The 22,696-nt window shown below is 38.1% G+C and carries 20 protein-coding genes; 5 read left to right on the top strand and 15 right to left on the bottom strand.

The annotated features are described in order from the left end of the window. Nucleotides 1-259: 259 nt before the first annotated feature. The 3 genes from V6R21_RS00295 to V6R21_RS00285 all read right to left on the bottom strand — a co-directional run bounded on the left by V6R21_RS00295 (nt 260) and on the right by V6R21_RS00285 (nt 4,020). A complete protein-coding gene (locus V6R21_RS00295) occupies nt 260-1,039 on the bottom strand; it encodes a hypothetical protein (protein ID WP_334239801.1) in 780 nt (259 codons plus the stop codon). Between the two features lie 74 nt (nt 1,040-1,113). Next, complete coding sequence (locus V6R21_RS00290) at nt 1,114-1,866, bottom strand: GntR family transcriptional regulator (RefSeq protein WP_334239799.1); 753 nt, start codon at nt 1,864-1,866, stop codon at nt 1,114-1,116. Nucleotides 1,867-2,436: 570 nt separating this feature from the next. After that, nucleotides 2,437-4,020, bottom strand: coding sequence for a phytoene desaturase family protein (locus tag V6R21_RS00285; RefSeq protein WP_334239797.1), 1,584 nt, complete (start codon nt 4,018-4,020; stop codon nt 2,437-2,439). Between the two features lie 376 nt (nt 4,021-4,396). Between V6R21_RS00285 and V6R21_RS00280 the strand changes: the two genes are divergently transcribed. The 3 genes from V6R21_RS00280 to V6R21_RS00270 all read left to right on the top strand — a co-directional run bounded on the left by V6R21_RS00280 (nt 4,397) and on the right by V6R21_RS00270 (nt 6,064). Next, nucleotides 4,397-4,783, top strand: coding sequence for a hypothetical protein (locus V6R21_RS00280; RefSeq protein ID WP_334239796.1), 387 nt, complete (start codon nt 4,397-4,399; stop codon nt 4,781-4,783). Between the two features lie 30 nt (nt 4,784-4,813). Then, nucleotides 4,814-5,605 carry a helix-turn-helix domain-containing protein gene (locus V6R21_RS00275; protein WP_334239794.1) on the top strand — a complete coding sequence of 264 codons (792 nt, stop codon included), beginning with the start codon at nt 4,814-4,816 and terminating at the stop codon, nt 5,603-5,605. A gap of 111 nt (nt 5,606-5,716) precedes the next feature. Beyond that, the gene (locus V6R21_RS00270; RefSeq protein ID WP_334239791.1) at nt 5,717-6,064 is read left to right on the top strand and encodes a cupin domain-containing protein; all 348 of its coding nucleotides are present in this window, start codon (nt 5,717-5,719) and stop codon (nt 6,062-6,064) included. Nucleotides 6,065-6,147: 83 nt separating this feature from the next. On the opposite strand, the gene V6R21_RS00265 is transcribed toward V6R21_RS00270, so the two are convergent. The 8 genes from V6R21_RS00265 to V6R21_RS00230 all read right to left on the bottom strand — a co-directional run bounded on the left by V6R21_RS00265 (nt 6,148) and on the right by V6R21_RS00230 (nt 15,171). Then, nucleotides 6,148-6,615, bottom strand: a complete 468-nt coding sequence (locus tag V6R21_RS00265) for a MarR family winged helix-turn-helix transcriptional regulator (protein ID WP_334239788.1) — start codon at nt 6,613-6,615, stop codon at nt 6,148-6,150. A gap of 3 nt (nt 6,616-6,618) precedes the next feature. After that, nucleotides 6,619-7,101 (bottom strand): glutathione peroxidase, encoded by a 483-nt coding sequence (locus V6R21_RS00260; protein WP_334239786.1) that lies wholly within the window; start codon nt 7,099-7,101, stop codon nt 6,619-6,621. Then, nucleotides 7,091-7,531: a DoxX family protein gene (locus V6R21_RS00255; RefSeq protein WP_334239784.1), complete on the bottom strand. Its 441-nt coding sequence runs from the start codon at nt 7,529-7,531 to the stop codon at nt 7,091-7,093. The genes V6R21_RS00260 and V6R21_RS00255 overlap by 11 nt, the downstream gene beginning before the upstream one ends. 259 nt (nt 7,532-7,790) lie before the next feature. After that, nucleotides 7,791-8,234, bottom strand: a complete 444-nt coding sequence (locus V6R21_RS00250; protein WP_334239783.1) for a hypothetical protein — start codon at nt 8,232-8,234, stop codon at nt 7,791-7,793. 11 nt (nt 8,235-8,245) lie between these two features. Next, entirely contained in the window at nt 8,246-9,145 is a 900-nt protein-coding gene (locus V6R21_RS00245; protein ID WP_334239781.1) for a PP2C family protein-serine/threonine phosphatase, read from the bottom strand. Nucleotides 9,146-9,429: 284 nt separating this feature from the next. Next, a complete protein-coding gene (locus tag V6R21_RS00240; protein WP_334239779.1) occupies nt 9,430-10,755 on the bottom strand; it encodes a hypothetical protein in 1,326 nt (441 codons plus the stop codon). 30 nt (nt 10,756-10,785) lie between these two features. Further along, nucleotides 10,786-12,189: a RagB/SusD family nutrient uptake outer membrane protein gene (locus V6R21_RS00235; protein ID WP_334239777.1), complete on the bottom strand. Its 1,404-nt coding sequence runs from the start codon at nt 12,187-12,189 to the stop codon at nt 10,786-10,788. A 21-nt stretch (nt 12,190-12,210) separates the two neighbouring features. Further along, entirely contained in the window at nt 12,211-15,171 is a 2,961-nt protein-coding gene (locus V6R21_RS00230) for a SusC/RagA family TonB-linked outer membrane protein (RefSeq protein WP_334239775.1), read from the bottom strand. A 679-nt stretch (nt 15,172-15,850) separates the two neighbouring features. On the opposite strand from V6R21_RS00230, the gene V6R21_RS00225 reads away from it, so the two are divergent. Together V6R21_RS00225 and V6R21_RS00220 are read left to right on the top strand one after the other, a co-directional pair. After that, nucleotides 15,851-16,729, top strand: coding sequence for a cyanophycinase (locus tag V6R21_RS00225; RefSeq protein WP_334239773.1), 879 nt, complete (start codon nt 15,851-15,853; stop codon nt 16,727-16,729). Between the two features lie 144 nt (nt 16,730-16,873). Beyond that, a complete protein-coding gene (locus V6R21_RS00220; RefSeq protein WP_334239771.1) occupies nt 16,874-18,265 on the top strand; it encodes a YfcC family protein in 1,392 nt (463 codons plus the stop codon). A 43-nt stretch (nt 18,266-18,308) separates the two neighbouring features. On the opposite strand, the gene V6R21_RS00215 is transcribed toward V6R21_RS00220, so the two are convergent. The 4 genes from V6R21_RS00215 to V6R21_RS00200 form a co-directional block, all read right to left on the bottom strand. Beyond that, nucleotides 18,309-19,295: an isoaspartyl peptidase/L-asparaginase family protein gene (locus tag V6R21_RS00215; RefSeq protein ID WP_334239770.1), complete on the bottom strand. Its 987-nt coding sequence runs from the start codon at nt 19,293-19,295 to the stop codon at nt 18,309-18,311. A gap of 441 nt (nt 19,296-19,736) precedes the next feature. Next, nucleotides 19,737-20,669 (bottom strand): hypothetical protein, encoded by a 933-nt coding sequence (locus V6R21_RS00210; RefSeq protein ID WP_334239767.1) that lies wholly within the window; start codon nt 20,667-20,669, stop codon nt 19,737-19,739. A 254-nt stretch (nt 20,670-20,923) separates the two neighbouring features. Next, on the bottom strand, nt 20,924-21,976 hold the full coding sequence (locus V6R21_RS00205; protein WP_334239765.1) for a FecR family protein: 1,053 nt from the start codon (nt 21,974-21,976) through the stop codon (nt 20,924-20,926). 109 nt (nt 21,977-22,085) lie between these two features. Beyond that, the gene (locus V6R21_RS00200; protein ID WP_334239763.1) at nt 22,086-22,694 is read right to left on the bottom strand and encodes an RNA polymerase sigma factor; all 609 of its coding nucleotides are present in this window, start codon (nt 22,692-22,694) and stop codon (nt 22,086-22,088) included. Between the last annotated feature and the right edge of the window lie 2 nt (nt 22,695-22,696).

The raw sequence follows: 22,696 nt of genomic DNA, 5'->3' as shown, positions 1-22,696 counted from the left end.
AAGAGAATTATCAGTGTTATATGTATGTATTATTTATTTTTTTAAAACCTGATAATTTCACGAAATCCTTACCTTTTCAGCAGAAATCCAGCGATACAATTCACATTACTTGTCTTCAGACCTACCTGTTCCAATCCACTTTTTTTATTAGACATAACTAGATGATATAAGCAACGCCTAAAAACTTGCACACTTACTCGCATGTATATTGTTATACCTAATGATTAAGATCCGAAGACAAGCAATGATTTATATATGATTACTCAGCCACGTAAGCTTGAGATCCAAAGGTTGTTGTCACTTTCTCGTTTTCTGAGTAACCGAAAAATGACAAATCCACCGTAGTTGAAACTTTCAACTCGTCCTTATCAATTGACTCCAGTGTATACTCTTCATAAGTAGTCTCACCTAACCAGTCCACTCTTGTCAGTGTCAACACAGTCTCATCCTCATTCAACTCCCATGCTGTGTAACTGGCCAGTGTCTCCAGTCCGTCAGCATCTTTCTCACCAATGTCAAATGTGATAGAGCCATCCTTGTGGAATGCCAGTGTTGTATCATCCTTACCTTCAGACATAATGTTTTCGCCTGAAGCAATAGTCTCTGACACATAAGCCCAACGGTAGTTGTTTCTTGTCAGGATATCTGTTGTACTCAACTCAATCTCAAATACAGTTTCTGCCTCTGCCTTTGCTCCCATCTCATCCACTACAGCAAAATTCAGTACCAGTACACCTTCAGCATCCTCAACCGCTACTTCATAAGGGACTTCAATATCAGCCATTGTCTGTGATGACTCAGAAATGGTGATTACTTCTGCTGCCTTTTCCTCACTATCCAATCTAGGCGTAACGACTAAAGCCTTTACTCCCGCTTCTGATTCAATGTGAGCAGAGATGGTTACGATTTCACCTGTTTTGGCTGTAACTTGCGTTTTAGATAGCGTAATTTTTGGTGCTGCCATTTGCTCCTCTTGATCGCAGGCCACCAAGGACAGGAACATAGCAATCCCGACGAAAAATGATGTGAATTTTCGCATGTGTTTTAATTTAAATTATGTAATTGAATTGATTATTAGTTGTGTATTCTTATGTCCTGAAGTTCAGGTATAAATCAAACCCTTAATTCACAAACGATCCTATCCCCTCTGTAATAACCGTAGTTATATTCCAATGGCTCTCCATCCTGTGTATACACTCTTCTTTCCCTACAAAGAATTGGAGCTCCTTTTTGGATATTAAGCTTGTCTGCCAAAAAGTCGTCAGCAGCCATTGCTCTGATATGTTCAAAAGAGCGTTTTGGGTAGAGTCCGTAATGCTGTTTGAGAATGTCATATAGTGGCTGATAAAAATCTTCCATCACATCCACATTGAACTTCGGGTTAATGTAAGAGACAAAGTACACAAGGTTAGCAGTCTCATCTGATTTTACTTTTGCTATCTTAAGTACATTATCTTTCTTATCTGCTTCAAAAAAAGAACATACTCTTTCAGGAGCAATGGTATTTTCAACTTCAAAGTAAGAGTTTCTGATAGAGATACCTTTTCCTTTCATCTCTTTCGAAAAACTCATCCAGTTTTCTAATGAAGTAGACACCACCTTTTTACCAATGACTGTAGTACCGTAACCTTTCTTCTTCACTACTAAGCCGTCATTGACCAGCATATCCATAGACTTTTTCACAGTCAATCTCGATACACCAAATAACTCTGCGATATCAATCTCTCTTGGTAATAATGTACCTTCCTTCATGTTGGCACTTTCAATTTCCTCCTTTACTACACGATAGAGTTGGCTGTAAAAAGCCTCACTGCTCTTTCCATCTATTTTCTTTCTAACAGTCTCAAATACTTCAAAATCTCTCATACATCAGCCATATCTACTTCTTAAGTACATGCGCAATGTATACCTATGTATATATAGCGCAAAATAATAAGAGTAAAAACAACAAGAATAATTACATTTTTTATTTACAGCTATCACCCAATAAATAACAATAAGCTGATTATCAGACTATTGATGTGTTTTTTGAATTTTAAACATGTAAACAAATATGTATACATACCATTAAATTAAACACACAAACAACACTTATTGAAATATTCCCTTACTTAATCTTTTCTTAAACAAGAGTATTATAGCCAATAACTATACATGCATGATTTACATACTACAGAGGTTATTAATCGGTTACCATCTATTCCATCCAACCGAACTACTCAACACTTTGACTTTAGCATGACCTACATTGATATTCCATATATCGAATATCACATAGCTAAACTTGTAAATGATAGCTTAAGCAAGAACGTATTTTGGTAAACATAGCTTTTGAATGGTATTTTGAAGCTAGTAAATCATCAACAAACACAATAAAACTAATAAGGGTATCGATGAGATACCCTTATTAGTTATTAGAAGATATACCCGAAAGGTTTACTTCTTAGCTTTCTTAAACATATTCTTCTTCCGTAAGTAGGACGCCGTTACGTATGCTGCACTCAGGCTACCTGCAAATCCACAACTGATCAGATCCTGTCCTGTCATATAGAAGTTCTTGATAGGCGTTTTGACATTTAGCTCATCACTATAAAATCGCTCAGGAGTATGATTCAAACCATATATTTCCCCTTTAGTATAATTCATAAAATGAGCAGTGGACAGTGGTGTCGAGAGTTCATAATAATCTACTTTACCTCTCAATTGCGGCAATTTTTCATATAAAGCTTCCAATAGCTTTTGAGAAAGCTGCTCCTTAAAATGCTCATAAGCTTCTCCCCTCTTTTTCCATGGTTGATTTTCCCATTCTTTGAAGTACTCATAATCACTTATAGTGATAATTTCCAATGTACTTTTTCCAGGGTAACGCATCTGCCAATCAGGATCTTTAGCTGCAGGAAAAGAGATATAGATAACAGGTAAGGCGGCTTCCTCCTGATCCTTGCGGTAAGCTTCCACAGAAGTATCATGGTTTACACCTGGGTATATCCAAAAGTTAGTCTTAGTAAGTTGCAATTCTTCAGCGGACCCATTCATACCTACATATAAGCATAAATGAGCTGAAGATGGCTTAACTTCTTCCAGTACTTTGGGTTTGGGAATATTGAGATATGGAGGAATAAGCTTTTCATAGGTTGTTACAAAACCTGCACTGCTGATCACACCTTTAGTAGCCTTGATACGATTACCATCCACCATCACTACCCCTTTAGCCTTGTTTTTCTCTACCCACAGTTCCTTTACTTCAGCATTAATATAGACTGCTCCCCCATATTGCTGTATTACTGGCTCTATGGATTTATAAATACTGGAACTACCTCCTACCGGATAAGAGCCACCATTAAAATAATGAGTCACCAACATCGTATGCATCAGGAAACTACTCTCTGATGGCGGAAGACCATAATCCCCATACTGACCAGTAAGTACCCCTATTAAAGTCTCATTTTGGGTAATTCCTTCCAGTACTTCTCGGGTGGTTTTTCCTTCAAAGGCTGCTGCCCTTTTCTTCATACTATTACCAAACAGCCATTTGAGCATACCAGGCATCCCTTTTCTCATAAACAGGCTGTAAGTCGCTTTACCCGCTTGCTTAAGTAACTCAAAGTACTGATCTATAGCATGTTTTTCATCAGGGAATTCATTGTAAAGAGATGCTTTATAATTCTGGATTCCTTTCCTTATCCCAAATACTTTTTCATCACCCAGATAAATACGATCATACTCCTCATCCATCTCCTCCCAACGAAGTGTTCCATCTGAGATATAAGACATCAAACGACTCGTTGTACTGCCTTCCCGATGTACCTCTCCAACATAGTGAATTCCAACATCCCACTCGTACCCCCTACGGGTAAATACATGGGTATAACCTCCGGGTGTATAGTGCCGCTCAAGGACAACACAACGAAAGCCTTCCTTTCCCAAGATGGCGGCAAGTCCAATACCACTTATTCCAGAGCCTATAATTACATAATCATAAGTGGAATCTGGTTTCTGTTTCTTATATGATTGGGGCATATCTATGTTTTTGGGCTAAACAAATAATTACTTCAAATCACATTGATTTATCCATGAAAATATAATCATAATAATGATTTAGCCTACTATTCTATTGAATAACCAAAGATAGTAATAGGCTACTGACGATTGAGGGGGGGTATTGATTCCTACATAAAGTCATAAATGCAAGATTAGTTTTTACGAATCATATCGCTCAGAACCAACAGGTATCTTCTCCTTTCAAACACTTCATATCAGCCAAATTCTTTTAATTAATGAAGATAACATATCTAATGAAGTAGCTTTTAAATGTTTATTTATCTAATCTCAACTGAACTTTAAACTTCTTAGAACTGCCATCACAGTACCATCAATAGAATTAGCACACTAAATCATGAAAGTATCTTATAAAAATGGATATGCCGCATTCGAACATATTGAGAAAATCAGCATCCACAAACACTTTTTCACGATGTTATTTGGAAGGACTTTCAAAGTATTATCAATTACTATCTCTGATTTGGCTACAGAAGCTAGCATAACTTTAGAAGGTGACTTCACCCTAATCCTATCTAGAAAAGTCTTACTTCTAATAAAAAATGAAGATGGGAAAAAACATCCTTTCATTATCCGTAATATAGAAATGAAAAATAATATCTCCCCGTACTCAGAGATGATTCATTATCAAGACTTAGATGGAAATACTTGGCGCTTTATAAAGACAATAAATTCAGTCACGACAACAATAGAAAATAAAGAAGTAATGATTAAACTTAGCTAATTATACAGTCATTTTTAGTGTAATAATAAAATGATAGAAGCGATACATATAAATTCAATTGACTTACCAATAAAGGAACGTAGGATAAAGAAATACATTCTGGTTTGGTGTTCTGAAGGGGAAATTGAAATGGAGATTGATAGTGTAAACTTTAAAGTTCCTGCTAACCACGCTGTCACTATTACCTCAGGACAGTTTCATAAATTTATAGAAACTCCAAATGCAAAAGGTATAGCCCTACAATTCACTTATGATTTTTTCTGTAAAGATGATAAAGATATCGAGCTTATATTCCAAAATGGGTTATTCTGCCATTTCGATCTAAATACAGTAATAGAGGTATCTGAACACCCAGCAATCGCAATACACTTAGATGGCATCATAAGAGAACTCAAAGAGAAACCTTACCAATACTTAAGTTCAATACATGCTAGAATTGAGCTTATTTTGATTGAAATCAATAGAGCCAAAATTCAGCAGGGGGAAGAAATTTGGAAGCCTGATGCCCTTTTCTTAAAATTCCTAGAGTTAATTAGGGCTGAATTCCAACACAGTCTACCTGTTAAATACTATGCTGAAAGGCTGGAAACTACGGAAGTAAGGTTAAATGAGCTTTCAAAACAACATGCAGGAAAAACAGCTCAGCAAATAATTCATGGGTTAATTGTGTCTGAAGCCAAAAGACTGTTTTACTATGAGAAGTTGTCAGTGAAAGAAACTTCATATGCACTTGGGTTCAATGACCCTTTCTACTTTTCTAATTTTTTTAAAAAGCATACAGCTTTATCTCCTCAATTATTTAAGGAACAAGTAGAGAACTGAAATATTACATGGTTATCTCATAATCTTCCATTCCTTGAGCAGATGAAACACTCCATCTTTGTTATGATAATTTATCGTTCGCAATTAAAACTAATAACCATGAGTACAAAGATGGAAGATTACATAGTTAACACGAATTCAGTAGCGTGGAAACCACTAAAAGAAGAAGGCGTTTATACGAAAGGTATTTATGTTAAACCTTTGCGGTATGATGAAAGTGGTAGACCCCCAAGCTTTTTGCTTAAACTTGAAAAAGGGGCAAGCTACCCCTATCATAATCATCCTGCTGGTGAAGAGCTATTTGTTTTAGAGGGAACATGCATTATTGAAGGAGCTACGCTTAAAAAAGGTAACTACCTATATACACCTCCAAATTTTAAGCACAGTGTTAAAACAGAAACAGGATGTGTACTGTATTTTCTTGTTCCTGAAGAGGTTGAAATATTGAATTATGTCTAAAATTGAAAGCCTTCTCATATAGAGAAGGCTTTTTATTACTTTCACCTACTGAAAAAAGTTCGGAATATATTGTATTGATCTATTTAGCTTTTTTTACCCTTTACTTTTTCACTCAAGACATCCACAAGTTTAAAAAGTGTTTTCTGAAATACTTGAAGCTCAGACATCGAAATAGTACTGTCACTAAATGAGTTTAGCATCTTCTCCGGAATAGTAACCGCTTTCTCTCTAAGTACGGTTCCTTTATCGGTCAGAGAAACCAATACACTTCTTTCATCTGTTTCAGATCTCTTTCTATCCAATAAATGCTTTTGTTCCAATCGCTTTAACAATGGAGTGACTGTATTGGTCTCCAAATGTAACAGGTGACTGATTTCGCTCACTGTCTGTTTTCCTTTTTCCCACAAGACCAACATGACTAAATATTGCGGATATGTAAGGTCCAATTCCTCCAAATAAGGGCCGTAAATTTTAGTTGTTAGCCTTGAGGCTGCATATAATGGAAAACACAACTGTTTTTCAAGAAAGAGTATTTCAGATTCGTCAGGCATAAATTATATTATTTTCTCAATGGAAGCCTCCATCCTATCAGGTTTAGTTGTTGGCGCAAATCGCTTAACAGGCTTCCCATTCTTATCAATTAGAAACTTTGTAAAGTTCCACTTTATTTTATTCCCTAAAAAGCCATTCAGCTCCGATTTTAGATACTCAAAGATAGGATGAGCATTTTCGCCATTAACATCTACTTTGTCAAACATCGGGAAGCTCACACCATAATTGAGTTGGCAAAACTCCTGAATATCCTCAGCACTGCCTGGCTCTTGCTCGCCAAACTGGTTACAAGGAAACCCTAGTACTACCAACCCACGATCCTTATACTTATTATATAGTTTTTCCAAACCTTTGTAATGAGGCGTAAGACCACATTTGCTTGCAGTATTTACCACCACAACCGTCTTACCTTTGAATGATTCCATTGGTACATTTTTACCTTGAATATTCGTGGCCTCAAATTCGTAAAATGTTTTACTTGACATAATGTTTCTCTTTTCTTGATTTTGAAATTATATACTTCAATGCACCTGTAGACCATAATGCCCAAAGAATAAGTACCGGCTGGAAAAACAGCCTGATCAGTCTTTTTTGGTCTGTGTCCAATCCAAAAGCATCAATACCATTTGTGTATTGCGAAATGTTACCCGGAAAAATGAGTACATAAAAAGTAGCTAATGCAAGGCCAACATACACTTTGTGCTTTGACCAGAATATCATAGCTAACCCTAGTGCAATCTCCACTACTCCTGAGGAAATCACGACAAAATCCATAAATGCTGGATCGTTAGGTAGCCATCTAGGTACTTGAGCCAGAAACTCTTCACGTTGAAACGTCAAATGACCGACTCCCGGCAATACCATCATCAGTCCTAAAAGGACTCTAAATACGTTTTGAAGTGCTGTTGTTTTCATATTTATATCTTGCTTGATTATATCGCACACGATATAAAATTGAAAATATAAATATTGATAATCAAGTGATACTCGAATAATATTGGAATAACCTTAATTTTGGTGCTATTAAGGCTATTTAGAAATAGGTATTGGATTATAAAAACCTGTAAATCACCTCAAGAGAAGTATCATCTCTAAAATATTACTCCCTTCCCAATCAAGAGTTACAAAAACAAAAGGTCTTTCGGTTTCAATTTCCAAAAGACCTACTTACAGCTTAAGAATTAATTGCTTCTTCTATAGAATCACGATACTGTATATCAAATCGGGTAATATCAAAGTCAGGAAAATCCTGTTCAATTTTGGCTCTACCGGCTTTGACAGCTTCTTCAAACCAACCCAAATCTTTAGGCAATATTTTTCTGTGTACTTTCAAGCCATACCGGTACAAATCTTCTTTCCAAGTTACAAAGTACCATTCCATGCTTGGCTGGTGAAAGGTTTTCATGGCACGCTTATCAAAAATGAATTTTTCAATATTCAGTAGCGCGACCATATCTCCCATATCCTCAAACATCTCAATAAAGTCTTCAATTGGAATATATTCTTTAGTAGCCTCACAAATCAAGGTTGGCTGTTTGGCTACCTTATAAAGTTTAGCATACGGATATTCTTTCAAAAATACTTTTACTGTCTGTTCTGATGCTGTTATACTTTCCACTTGTATATTATTTATAGTTGGACTCCAATTACCAATATATCATCAATCTGTTGACTGCTTCCTCTAAAGTTTGAAAGCTCCATCTCCAAAGCTTTCTTCTGACCTTTCAATGGGATATCCCAAAATGTGGCAATCAGCCTTTTAAGCCTCTTTGCTGTATATTTTTGACCATGAACGGAAAACTGGTCAGGAAAACCATCAGAGAAAAGGTACAACTTCTCCCCTTTGCTATACTGAAGTTGGTGATCTTTCAGAGATGTTTTTCTGGAAGAGTTTTCACCCACATAATACCTTGCACCTTTAATTGCACGCTGATGTGTTCCATCCAAAAGCAATATTTGCTGGTGTGTCCCACTGAATATCAAGGTATTTGTAGACTCATCCAAAATACACAATGAAATGTCCAGTCCATTTTTACCTCTTAATTCATTTTGCTCATCATTATTCAGCAGGTAATGGATTTTTTGATCCAATGCTTCGATGATTTCACTAGGAGAAGTAATCACTTTACCTGTCACCAATTGATCCAAAGCTGTAGACACAAGCATGGTCAACATCGCTCCGGGAATACCATGTCCAGTACAATCTATTGCGGCAATGTATTTCAGATGGTTATGCTTGTGGACCCAATACGAGTCACCACTCAACTGATCCTTCGGCTTTAAGAAGATAAAATAGTCGTCAAAAATCTGATCGAGTTTGGTCTTTGCAGGCAAAATCGATTGTTGAAGTCTTGTAGCATAGGATATGCTACCCTGCAATTGATGATTTGTCTTTTCTAAAGCTGCTTTTGACTCACTTAGCTGCAAGGTGGCTTTTTGCATATTAGCGATTGTTATTTCCAGCATCTGCTGTTGTGCCTCAAACCGCTCCTTCCAGTAGCGAGCATCTTGTGAGGACGTCTCTGCCATTCCTAAATTTGTTTTTGGGGTAAATAGTCTAAGCTACCTCCGCCAACAAACTGAACAATCAGAATGTTTGGAAGAAATTGTAATATTTGAAGTTTTCATATGCGATATAAAGTCTAAACCGCAATCGCCCAATCTTAATCAATCATCTTAGGTAAGTAAAAAAATCAGGTATTCAAGCTTATAGCTGATTCCATATGCTGGTAATTTTGGACATAAAAAAACATGAGCCAACACCGAAATTACCAATCGGGATGACCCATGTTTTCAATAAAGTAGGTTATGGCTTATTCAGCCAGTGTAATTGTCAGCTTCCCAACATACCCATCACCCAATGGATCTGGGTTTGCTCCGTCTGCATAACCACTCCAAGCAAAGTCAATTACAATAGTTTGTGTTGCAGGATCATAGGTCCCTGCTGATGATTGTATATAATAATTAGGGGTATCGTTATCCTGAACAGAATATAGCTGTAAAGGCACTTCTACAGTGTTATTCTCTTCATCAATCAGTAGCTCAAACTCTCCATCGTAGTAGTTGATTGCATCTCCTTTTACCAATATACGATTACACGTTTTAGTATTTGGCTCAAGTACTACACCAGGATTATTACCACTGTAATCTGGATCTTCATCTTCATAATCCAGTGTGACCGCCTTATTCAAAAATGCCTCTCCCAATGCTGTACATGGCGAATAAGCACCCAATGAAATCTTCAAGTTGCCATCATAATAATTATAAGTAGAAGCCTTATACTCAGCCAGCAAATCAATCGTAGAAGGGTCTGTTCCTTTGGCGTAAGAAAACCAAAGAATATTAACACTTATCTCTCCACTAGTAATGTCAATAGTACCTTCTTCAATAGCTACGATGTAATAATCTTCACCATCCTTACTGCCATACTTTTGCTGAGGAATGTTTACCGTTCCTTTCTCCTCGTTGATTTCTATATCAAAAGCACCTGCAAACAAGGCTAATGCATCACCTGTCACCCTTAGTTTATTACATGCCAACACATCTGAAGGTTCCACGATCAAACCAGCAGGGTCTGTTCCGCTATATTTTGCCGAATCATAGAAATCTGTATAAGCCAGATTGACCACATTCTCCAACAATACCTCAGATACAGCAATACATGAATTGTACTCTGGTTTATCTTCATTACTTAGAAAAACAGCTGCTTGAACATAAGAATCAGCTTTGCCCAAGCCTAAGTTTACAGCAGCACCACTCACACCTGTAAGCGTAACAGTAATATTGACATCATTGTCAATTTCCTCATTATTTATCGGCATCAGAAAGATATCAGCAGTGTACTCACCTGAAGCAATCGTTACTTTTCCATTGCTTTCGTCTTTGATTCTGCTTTCCCAACCTGCATCACCTTCAACCTTATAAGTTACTTCCAAAGGGGCATTCACAGCACTGGTTGTGGTTAGACGAACCTGTACTCGCAATGCACCTTCAGCATCTTCTGAAGTATTAAAGTCTGTATCTACTAAAGATACATAAGCAGCCCCTTGATATACTTCATTTTCCTGCTCTTCACAAGCTGTGACTCCCAACAGCAATAAGCTGCAAAGAACCCACCAGTTATTGATATATTTTTTCATGGTTATGTTCTCTTTTTGTAATCGAAAAAATTACTGCCATTTAGAAGATTGTTTCAGGTTGCTGTTCACAACCAATTCCCTGTTTGGAATAGGGAAGATCCAATACTTGCTTCCTGCAGGCAAGGCATCTACGGTTACCTTAGGTTGGTCTGCCATAGCTGTTCTGTCCAGATTCAATCCCAAACGCTTCAGGTCATAAAATCGATGTCCTTCAAATGCCAGTTCTCTTCTTCTTTCCTCAAGAATCATATCCTCGTCCAACGTTGTTACATCAGTCACTCCTTCAATACGGTTACTTCTTAAGGCATTGAAGCTTTCTAGTGCCTCAGCTGTATTTCCAATACGGAAGTTGGCTTCTGCACTGATCAGGTAAATCTCACCCATACGAATCACCTCAATGGATCTTTGCTCATTTTCAGCTTCACCTTTGTATTTTACAACCACCTGTCCCAAGTCTGCATCATCCATGAGATAAGCACCTTTACGTACATCAGCTTCCTCATAGAGGTCAAACAATTCTGGAGAAGGACGCTTTAGGATACCTGCAGTATTAGGGGCAAAATATCCTGAGAAATACGAATCACCATCTTTAGCAAACACCTTAAACAATACTTCATCAGAATGGTCTCCGATCTCCCAAATACTGCTAAATGAATTAATATCTGATAACATAGTAGCCTTGCTATCAATAACAGCATCAGCATATTTAGCTGCATTTTCATAGTCTCCAGCATAGAGTGCTACTCTAGCTGCCAATGCTCGTGCCGTATTAGCATTGAAACGGAATACATCACCTGTATTTTTTCCATCCAATAACAACACCGCTTGTTCCAAGTCTTTAAAGATCTGGTCATATACTTCCTTGACAGTATTTCTAGCAGGGCTGGATATTTCAGAAGCAAGCATCACAGGAATACCAGAATCGGCTTCGTTAAAGTTTCTTTCCATAGAAACACCAAAGTTCTTCAACAGGTCGAAATGCCCCATAGCACGAAGTACCAATGCCTCTCCCTTGATCTTGGCTTCCAGTCCTTCATTGGTTCCTTCAAATAACGCTAATTTCGCTAATGTGAAATTGACTCTGTCAATAAGCGTATAACCATTAAGCCATGCATTCTCCAAACCACCACTAGCTACAGAGAAGTTGAAGTTACCAAAGATCAATACTGTTCCTCCACCAGTGCTGGGTGTATTGTAAAGGTTATCGGCCATCATTTCTGGGATTGTCATGCTGTAGTGCAGATAATCCCCATCAAAATCTGTCAATGTATTATAGGCTCCAATCAATGCTTTTTCTACGTCTTCTACAGACTTAAAAGCATTTAACTCTGTCTGGCTTTCAAAAGGTTCCTCCTTCAAAAAGCCCTCACAGCTGCTCATCATCAAAGATGCAACTGCCAATACTTTTAAAACTGATTTATATCTGAATCTCATGATTAATCTTCTATTTAGTTATCAGAATGTTAGATCAAGTCCTACTGTGAATACCCTGCTAAGTGGGTAAGCATTGCTTTCACCTCCTGATGATGTACCATTGTTAGTAGACTGATACGGTGTTGACATTTCAGGGTCGATTCCAGAGAATGATGTGAAAGTCATCAGGTTTTCACCTTGCACATAAATTCTTGCATTGTCCATACCCATTTTTTCTGCCAAGCTGATCGGTAATGAATAAGAAAGGCTCACATTTTTCAGCCTTAGGAATGAAGCATCTTCCCAATAGTCAGACGTAGCAAAAAGTTCTTGTCCTGCTTCTGGCTTCGGTAAGGAAGCAATGTCTCCAGGTTTCATCCATGCATCTGTCAGCAATCTTGCAGAATGGTTCTGATCTGCATATAATACACGCTCGATCTCAACACGGTCCCAGTTCAGTTTGGTTGCTCCCTGTTCCCAGTTAAACAAGACATTTAATGTCAGTCCTTTCCAAGACATGTTTGTTCCGAAGCCTCCAAACCAAGGTGCTTCTGTCGTACCGATAATCACACGTTCTGCCAAACTTCTGTCGTCCACAATAGAGCCATCAGCGTTTCTGAACAGTAGTCGTCCTGTAGCGGGATCAACACCTGCCTTGTCATAAGAACGCGCCATAAACAATGGATACCCTTCGATATTGGCTAACTCATCAATCTGCAACTGACCATATCCCCTGTACTCGATTCCCTCATCGTTAAGTTCCAATGCCTCTGACTGGTTGTATGATACGTTACCAAAAACCTTCAACTGGAAATCTCTAGTCAATACTAACCTTGAGCTAAGTGAGAGTTCTATACCTCTGTTTCTTAGACGAGCATTGTTTCGAGTTTGGCTCACAAAGCCTGATGTATATGGCAATGGTGTATTGATAAAGGACTCCGAAGAAAGGTTATTATAAAGGTTCAAACTACCTCCCAGTTTTGCATCAAACAAGTCAAAGTCTACACCTACGTTTGCTTGCTTGGATACTTCCCATTGTAGATCTGGGTTAGAAGGCTTATCTCTATAAATACCATTTTGACCATTGTAACTGATTGGAGCCAGTGTAGCCAAAGATCCATATCGGCTAATGGCTCCTTGGTTACCTACAGTACCATAAGACACTCTCAACTTCAGGTTGTTGACAAAGTTAACTCCCTCCATAAAAGTCTCATCTGAAATAACCCATCCACCACCAACGCTATAGAAGTTACCCCATTGGTTATTGGCTCCAAATACTGATGTTCCATCCCTACGGAACACCGCTCTCAGGATATATTTTGATTTGTAATCGTAATCAGCACTCGCAAAGTACGATAGCTGTGTAAAACGCTTGTCATACACCCCACTTACCAACGGTACATTAACATCCGGAGAGTGCAATGCTGGAGTTGTTTCATTATCAAACCCATATACAGTAAAGCCTTCGCTATTTCCATCCTCCAGGATATATTCCTGATAAACGCCTAATGACAATCCGTGATCGCCAAAGTTTTTTCTGTATTGTAATGCATTGGTACCGCTTAACAGGTAGTCCTGATAAGTATAAGAAGCTAAACTTCCTTTATCACCAGGTGTCAAATTCGCATACAAACTGTTAGGAGAAATAATATCCCTTGTCTTTTTCTGATCATATTCAATACCCGTTCTCGACCATACTTTTAGGTTATCAGTCAAGTCGTATGTCAGTTTCAAACTAGATACGATACCCAATAAGTTGCGAGAATTTTCACCTTTTTCAATTCTTTCAAAAGCGTTGCTTCCATTATAATCCAAAGGTAGATAGTTGCCGTTCTCATCCTGACTTTTGTAGTAGGGAAGCATGGTCATCACATTGTATGCATCATTTTTGTAAACATCATCTACCCTAGCGATTGCCAATTGTGTCTTGAGATCAAGTGAAAAACGATTTAACTTCTGTGAGAAGTTGGCCCTTAATGTACCTCTCTCCATTCCTGTCTTAATCACGACACCTTCCTGATTAAAGTAGTTACCAGAAAGATAGAATTTACTGTCATCATCCCCACCTGAAACACTCAACTGATGTGACTGTGTAATTCCTGTACGGAAAAACATGTCATACCAATCAGAAGTGTGCTCAGTGTCTACTTCCTGTAGCATATAACTATACCCACCTGGGTTGTAAGAGGGGCCATCTTGAATAATTTTCTCGAACTCAACACGTTGTTGTGAGTTCATCATATCAAAACCATTTGAAGTTGCCTCTGCGATACCAACATAAGAGTTAAGCCTGAATTGGGTCTTGCCTGAATTTTTACCTGATTTGGTTGTAACGACTACAACACCTGCTGCTCCTCTGGACCCATACATTGCTACGGCAGAAGCATCTTTCAGCACCTGATATGACTCAAAATCATTAGGATTCAGGGTGGCAAAAGTCTCCCCATCAACTGGTATACCATCAACAATAAATAGTGCATTGTTTGCTCCTGCTAGTGAGCCTGTGCCTCTCACTTTTACTGTAGCAGGGCTACCAGGCGCTTTATTATTCATATTGACCTTTACTCCTGAAGCCTGTCCTTGTAGTGCCTGATCAAAAGTAGTTAATGGGCGCTGCTCCAAAGCGGCAGCATCTACTACTTCCACTGAAGAGGTCATTTTTTTGATATCCTGAGTTGAATATCCATCGACAACAACCTCCTGTAATTGGATAGCATCTTCCTCTAGAATGATCTTAAAAGTTGTCTGATTATTAATTGGTATAATTTCCGTTTTATAGCCCAAAAACCTCACCTCAATATCTGTAGCCAATTGAGAAACTACGAGCGTAAACTCGCCATCAAAATTAGTAACTGTCCCTTGAGAAGTTCCACTTACCAAAATTGTAACTCCAGGTAGTGGAGTCGCTCCATCAGTAACTGTTCCGGAAATAGTTCGCTCTTGTGCGAACGTTGTTATCACCATGCACAGCATGGCGACAAACAATGAAAGTAGCCTTTTCATTATAGAAAAATTACAGATTGTAATAAATGAATAATTGTTAGAGTCTTGTAAGTTTTAAACTTCAAAAAATAGGCAATCAGTAACAGCTACTACACATTGTGAGCAACTGCTTCACTTATCACAACCAAAAAGGAAAGAAGTTCAGGCATACAAAGCAGGGACCATATCGCGTACATATCCCCAATCACAATTGAAGCTGTACAACGGGTACACTATTTTGTTTCTCTTTTTTCAAAGAAATACAAAGCCATCACTACCTGCCAATAACAGTGTGAAAAGACAACCAAGAATTTTACCTATTGAAGTTTTTAATATTCGTAAAGAATGAAGTAAATTGGAATTTAGATAGAAAAGGTTGCACTGAATTTACCCGCCAAGATATTTCTCAGTTACATAATTAATAAACTTTTCTCCCTATATACCTATCCCTCCTTGCCAGGGCTAGCAGTCGAAGATAGGCTGCAAACCCATAAGCTGAAGTGGCTTGCAATCCGAAAGTTGAAGTGTAAAAATTGCGTTCATCTTTATAAGTTGGTATCGTTTATTCGATAAATCCAATATTAACAAGTGTTTGTATTAAATACAATATGTAAGCCCATTTTTTAATAAATGTCGCATCAAAACATATAATGTTAAGGTTTTTTGAACCAAAACAGAATATTATAAACATAAATAGGTCATGAAAAAGATCATCATATATATTCTTTTCACTGTTTTTATTATCAGTTGCCACAAAGAAAATTCTGATAACAAAGTAAAGTTAGCCTCAAATAATAGTGTTGCTGACATAGAAGGAAAGCTATTTATTATCGGAGGAGGAAAAAGGCCTCCATCACTTATACAATCACTGATTGAAGAAGCTGGCATTACCCCACAGGACAGTATTGCTATTTTACCACTTTCAAGCAGTGAACCAGACACCTCCTTCTTTTATGCAAAGAAGCAGTTTACAGAACAAGGTTTCACCAAGGTTCATAACTTTTATATAGGTGACTCTCTTCCTTCAGCTGATATACTTAGTACACTTGACCGTTATCCTCTAATATATTTACCAGGAGGAGATCAAAACCTATTCATGCAACGCATACAAGGTAGTGAGGTCAAAGCCATCTTGCAGCAAGCATATCAAAAGGGAACTACCATTGCCGGAACTAGTGCTGGTGCAGCCCTTATGAGTCAACACATGATTACAGGTAACGAAAAGAATCACACTGAATACCGCTCTACCCCTGCTGTTATTGAAAAAGGTAATATCGAAATAATGGAAGGACTGGGACTATTCCCTCAAGCCATTATTGACCAACATTTTGTTGCTAGAAGCCGCTATAACCGCATCATTAGTACAGCTATTGAGTACCCTCAATTACATTCTATTGGCATTGATGAATCCACTGCCCTATGTATTTCCCAAGGAAAAACAGCAAAGGTATACGGAGCTGCTCAGGTTGTGAAAATTTCTAACCCAAAAGCCAGTTTAAAACAGTCACAAAATAAGCTGGGAGGCAATGGCCTTCAATTGGACATATACCTTTCAGGTGAGACTTTTGAAATAAAATAGGCTCTTAACTGAATAGTTCGAGTGATACTGGAAAGAAGGTGATTGGATATCAACTTTCTTTCCTCCTGCCTATGCATTGAACTGTATGAATAACAAGATTGGGGTCTTGAAATGAAGGATACCCAAAATAAAAATACATGGAACATGAAATTTAAACTGCCAGAAACACTTGTCATAGTCAGTGGTATACTGCTACTTTTTATAGGGCTCACGTGGGTCGTTCCCGCTGGTGAATTTGAGAGAACTGTTGTCAATAATCGGACGATACTTGTAGCAGGCTCATACCAAGAAGTCAACCCTGCTCCTCAGTCATTGCTTTCCTTTTTCACTGCTCCTATAAGAGGGTTTGCCTCTGCTGCTGAGGTTATTGCCTTTATCTTTATTGTAGGTGGAGCCTTTGGAATGCTGAATGCAACTGGGGCCATCAATGCTGGCTTACAAAAGCTTGTGTTTTTCAGTAGCAAGCACCCTATGTACAAGTGGCTGATCATTCCTTTTATCATGCTTATTTTCTCTTTTGCTGGAGCAACTTTTGGGATGAGTGAAGAGGTATTGGTTTTTATCTTGATTACCATTCCATTGGCCCATGCCATGCAACTGGATACAATCGTAGGAGTTGCCATTCCATTTGTAGGGGCTGGAGCTGGATTCGCTGGGGCATTCTACAATCCTTTTACAATAGGAATAGCCCAAGGGATTGCCCAACTTCCTACATTCAGTGGGTTGCAGTACCGTTTTATGGTGTGGATTATCATGACTTTTTTGGCGATTGGCTTTGTCATGTTTTATGCATTAAGGATTTCTAAGTCTACCTCAAAAAGTATCCTATATGGTAAAGACGTATTGCTGAATGAGAAAAGTAACAAGCTACAAGCGGAAGAGATTCCCCTAACTCCTCAGCGTACTATCATACTGATTGGATTTGGTATTGCCTTACTGCTATTGGCTTGGGGCGTCAAAGTACATGGGTGGTATATGGTAGAGATTGGGGCACTTTTCTTCGGTCTAGGATTAATCTCCTCTATCATTAGCCGAATGGATACCAGTACCATGGTAAAAGCATTTACAGAGGGCGCCAAGGAGATGATGACAGCTTGTCTTGTTGTGGCATTTTGTAAAGGTATTCTTTTAGTTGCTGAGGATGGTAAGATCATTGACAGCCTGCTGTTTTACATTTCAGAACCTGTCAAAAATATGCCTAAGGCCCTATCTGTGGAAGTGATGTTTTTGGTACAGAGCACGCTCAACTTGTTTTTACCTTCGGGTTCTGGACAAGCAGCGCTTACGATGCCAATCATGGCTCCATTAAGTGACCTTCTAGGGGTCAGTCGACAAACGGCTGTTTTAGCATTCCAACTGGGAGATGGACTTACCAATATGATCATCCCCACCAGTGGCGTAACTATGGGAGTACTTGCCATTGCCAAGATTCCTTATGACAAATGGCTTAAATGGATGATGCCCCTTTTTATATTACTTACCTTAGCTGGTATGGTATTACTGTTAGGACCAGTAATATTATTTGAATGGCATTAATAAAAAAGAGGTTTATGGTTATACCCATAAACCTCTTTAATCATTATCTATAAATAGCTACCATCGGTAGCTCTTGGTCAGAACATACCTTACCTCGATACATTCCTTCTGAATTAAAGACTAGCTCAATATTACCATCCTTATCAATGGCAATGATTCCCCCTTCACCATTACATTTGACCAACTGGTCCATTACCACTTTATTGGCAGCCTCTTTCAAGGACATACCACCAAATTCCATTCTGGCTGAAATATCCCTTGCCACTGTGTTTTGGATAAAGTGTTCTCCGTATCCCGTGCAGGACACCGCACAAGAATGATTGTCCGCATAAGTACCACAGCCTATCAAAGCACTGTCGCCCAATCGGCCAAATTTCTTGTTGGTTAAGCCTCCTGTAGACGTTGCAGCTGCCAGGTTACCTTCCATATCAAGTGCTACAGCTCCTACTGTTCCAAACTTGTAATCTCCTCCCTTTGCGTCTTGGTTCTGAATGATTGGGTCTTCATGTTGCAAGTTTGAAGCGCCATCATGATCTAAAAGTGCTCGATCTTCGTTCTTGACCGCTTGCCATTGATTATAGCGTTCTTCTGTATAAAAATAATCAGGTGATACCTTTTTCAATTCGTCAAACTGATCTGCATACCGCTCTGCTCCTTTCCCATTCAAGAATACAAACCTGTCGTCTTCCAAAACTTTCTTGGCTAAAGAAATAGGGTTTTTCACGCTCTTGACTTCTGCTATAGCCCCTGCAATACGATGCTTTCCGCACATAATGGATGCTTCCATTTCATTGGTTCCCTCATTGGAAAAAACCGCTCCTCTACCGGCATTAAACAAAGGGCTATCTTCCATTACTTTTACCGCTGCCTCTACTGCCTCCAAAGCTGAACCTTCATTCTGAAGGATTACTTGTCCTGCTTTAAGCGCTTTTTCCAAAGCCTCATTATACGCCATCTCCAAAGCAGGGGTCATCATTGAAGGCAATATTGTTCCTGCGCCACCATGAATGGCCAAAGCATATTTCTTCATTAAATAGTGTGATTATTCTGGTTCATAAAGCTCTCCAACTTATAAAAAGGACCTATATTAGAATAAGTCCATCAAAAGACAGGAAAGTTCTTGGCGGGCGTGTAAATATAGGGAGGATTCGTGAAATAACTAAATGTGCGACCTCAAAGAGGGTTTTAAGATGAAGTCGATAAATACGCTCTGATTAGTATTCTTCAACAGTCTAAAGATATTAAACCTTCTCTTTTCGTATTTCAAAATAACATCACTATCAGATTGATAATCTGCATCATAATAAAAAATCAAATTAATCCCACTATCAATTGTAATGCTAGATCAGTTCAATTCTTTTGGGTGTAATAATCGGAGAGAAAAGAATAGAAGGTTAAAAAATTTAACTTCCGACAAGCTTGTTCCATTTACTACTGGTTCCGTATGTTTTATAAAGTCAGCAACTTGATATTATTTATGAAGATCTACGAGTCTTTGCTCTTGCCGCTCGTTTACTAGTTGTAAGTGGTTTGGTCTGATTAAAAGTGGATACCATACATTTGCCGCTGGTTGTCTGTTATAATTTGTATCCAATCCATAATACACATTCACTTCAGGATAGCTATTCATTTTTCCTCTCATAAATAACCAATTCAGGTAAGCTACTGTAGACCAACAAATTCCTCCATCTGCTAAATGTACCTCTTGACATCCCATTGCCATTAGCCCAATGTCTTCAGGAGACATTACCCGAAATGAAACATTTGGCGATTCGCAGAGTGTCTCTTTCAAGGTATTCAAATATATCTCTTCATCACCAAATGGGGTAACTGCGATTACAGTGCTTTTCCCATCCAAAATAATTTTATTGATAAGCTCCTTGGTAATGCATTTCTCTTTACCTCCTGCTACCGGAAGAATCATGCGATAAGGTGACGTCTCGATAGGTACTTGTTTGGAAGGTTTCAGTAAAGGAAATATGTTTTTATTAGTAAGCGGTAAACCGATCGCTAACCGTATTTGTTCACTCATGTGAGGCATTTCAGAGGAATAAGCATTAAGGTCTCCCACTCTAAAAATTTGTTGTGGGAGTATCCCTGATCTTATTAGTTCTTTCTGCCAAAGATTCCCTTGCTGATCTCCAAATGGCTTGAAAATAACCACCTGGTCTACAAGAACCGCTTCTTTTAACAGCTCAATACCCAACCCATCATCTTCTAAAAGAATCGTATCAAACTCATACGTACCTCTCAATGTTGCTTGCAATCCCTGATGCGTTGCAAAAGTAATGTTGTAGCCATTCTTCTGATAAGCATTGGCTACTGCTGACACTAGCAATACATCTCCTATTTTACCAGGGCAATTGGGTGCTATATTTCCATTACATAACCAAAGCAACCTCATACAATTATATTTTTATGTAGAGTGGCAAAAACTTTTTCAAGAGCACTATATATCATTAGATGATCAGCAATAGTCTTACTAATACTCCCAACAATTTGGACCTTTAATATCAAGATCCAAGATTGGTGTCTTTGTACTGCACTTCAATCATTATTCTAATGTGTAGAGATTTATCCCTAGATAAAAAAAGCTCTTGATCTAAAAATCAAGAGCTAATTTTTTTAATAGTGTATTTCGTCTGTAAATATGGGTTATTACTGAAGTATAATTTTCACTTCCTTCCCGTTTACTTCATACTTTGCATTAAGTGAAAAACAGATATTATCTAATATGTTATTTAATGATGAGGTATCGAACTTCCCAGTAAACTGTGCGTCATTTTTATTTTGACTTCCGATTAAAGTCACTTTCACACCGTACCACCTTTCTAATTCAGTCACTACATCATTAAGGCTGCTTTTATCAAATACAATTATTTTTTGCATCCACAACAGCTCTTTTTCTGGGTCAAAGTCAACTATTTGTTCTGCTTTGGTTGAACGGTTATAAATAAACTGTTTACCTGGCACCAACTTTACATCTACCTGATCAGATTTCACACTTACGCTACCCTCTACCAATGATACCTTTACATCCTCATCAGTTGCATAAGCAGCGACATTAAACTGAGTTCCATGTACAACTGTCTCAACATTACCGGCAAATACCGTAAATGGTCTCTTCGGGTCCTTTGCAATATCAAAATAGGCCTCACCCACTAGCTCTACATTTCTTTTATTGTTGGTATAGACTGCTGGGTACTTCAGCGTACTACCTGCCTTCAATGTGACAATCGAGCCATCTGCCAACTTAACTTCTTCAATTCCTCTTGCTACGGTCTTCTCCACCAAGGCTATACTTGGTGTGGTAATTACCTCATCCGCATTGCGTTGATTGAAAGTAAACCACATTCCTACTAATAGCAAGACAGATGCTGCTGCTATATATCCCCAATATTTAGGGAGTCCACTTTTGTTTTTGTCCGCTGTAAATGTTGCCTGATAGGTATCTTCCACATCAATGGTCTGCTGTCGGATAAAATCCCACTCGCTCTCCACATCCTGCGTATACTTATCCTTAAGCAACTCAAAATCTTGATCCATTACTTGAAGTAGCGATACGGCCTCGTCTACTTCTTCTTTTTTTTCAGGATGGTCACTGACCCATTTATCCCAAAACTTTTTAGCTTCAGGATCTTTTCCCTTCATGGCTGAAAGGAAGTAGTCATCCATCAAAAAATCATCCGTACTATATTCTGTATATTTCATTGTTTCTATTTTGAATCAATTTTGGGCTTGAATCCAAAATTAATACTTTATCTCTTTTAGTATAAAGAATTATTATTTTTGGATTTGTACTCATACTGAGTTGAAATCTTTACAAAAAGGGAAATGTGAGAACCCATAACATAATCATGAAACACTTATCTTTCAGGTTTTCCTTCCTCAACACGTTGATTGCCCGATGTATCACATTTCTTACAGACTGATACTGCAAGCCCATAATCTCTGAAATTTCCTCATAACTCAACCCCTTGTAATATTTGAGATAAACAGCCTCTCGTTGTCTGCCACTCAATTTATCCATTGCCAAGCTAATGTTTTTAGAGAGACTCTCAGACTGTTCTTCATTTATCATTTCCTTCTCATGCGATTGTGCCACTTCAGTAGGTTGATTTTCATCAATATCCACCAGCTTACCATCTTTTGAAAGTGCTCTGATAATGTTGTTTCGCATGGATCGCAACAAATAACTTTCAATAGACCGTACATCGCTTAACTTCACCCTGTTATTCCATAGTTTACAGAAAAGCTCCTGAACTGTATCCTTGGTTAAAGCTTCATCTTTTGAAATCTTTACTCCATATCCCATCAAAACAGGATAGTAGCTTTTAAAGATAAATTCAAATGCCTCTTTATCACCTTCCCTTAGTTTCCCCCAAATCTCTTGGTCAGTTTTATTATTGTAAGTAGTTTTTATTTTCATTC

It is taken from the genome of Limibacter armeniacum (genome assembly GCF_036880985.1).
In the GTDB taxonomy this organism is placed as follows: domain Bacteria; phylum Bacteroidota; class Bacteroidia; order Cytophagales; family Flammeovirgaceae; genus Limibacter; species Limibacter armeniacum.
Note: the sequence above shows the minus strand (reverse complement) of the source record. Positions and strands in the feature narration are given on the sequence as shown.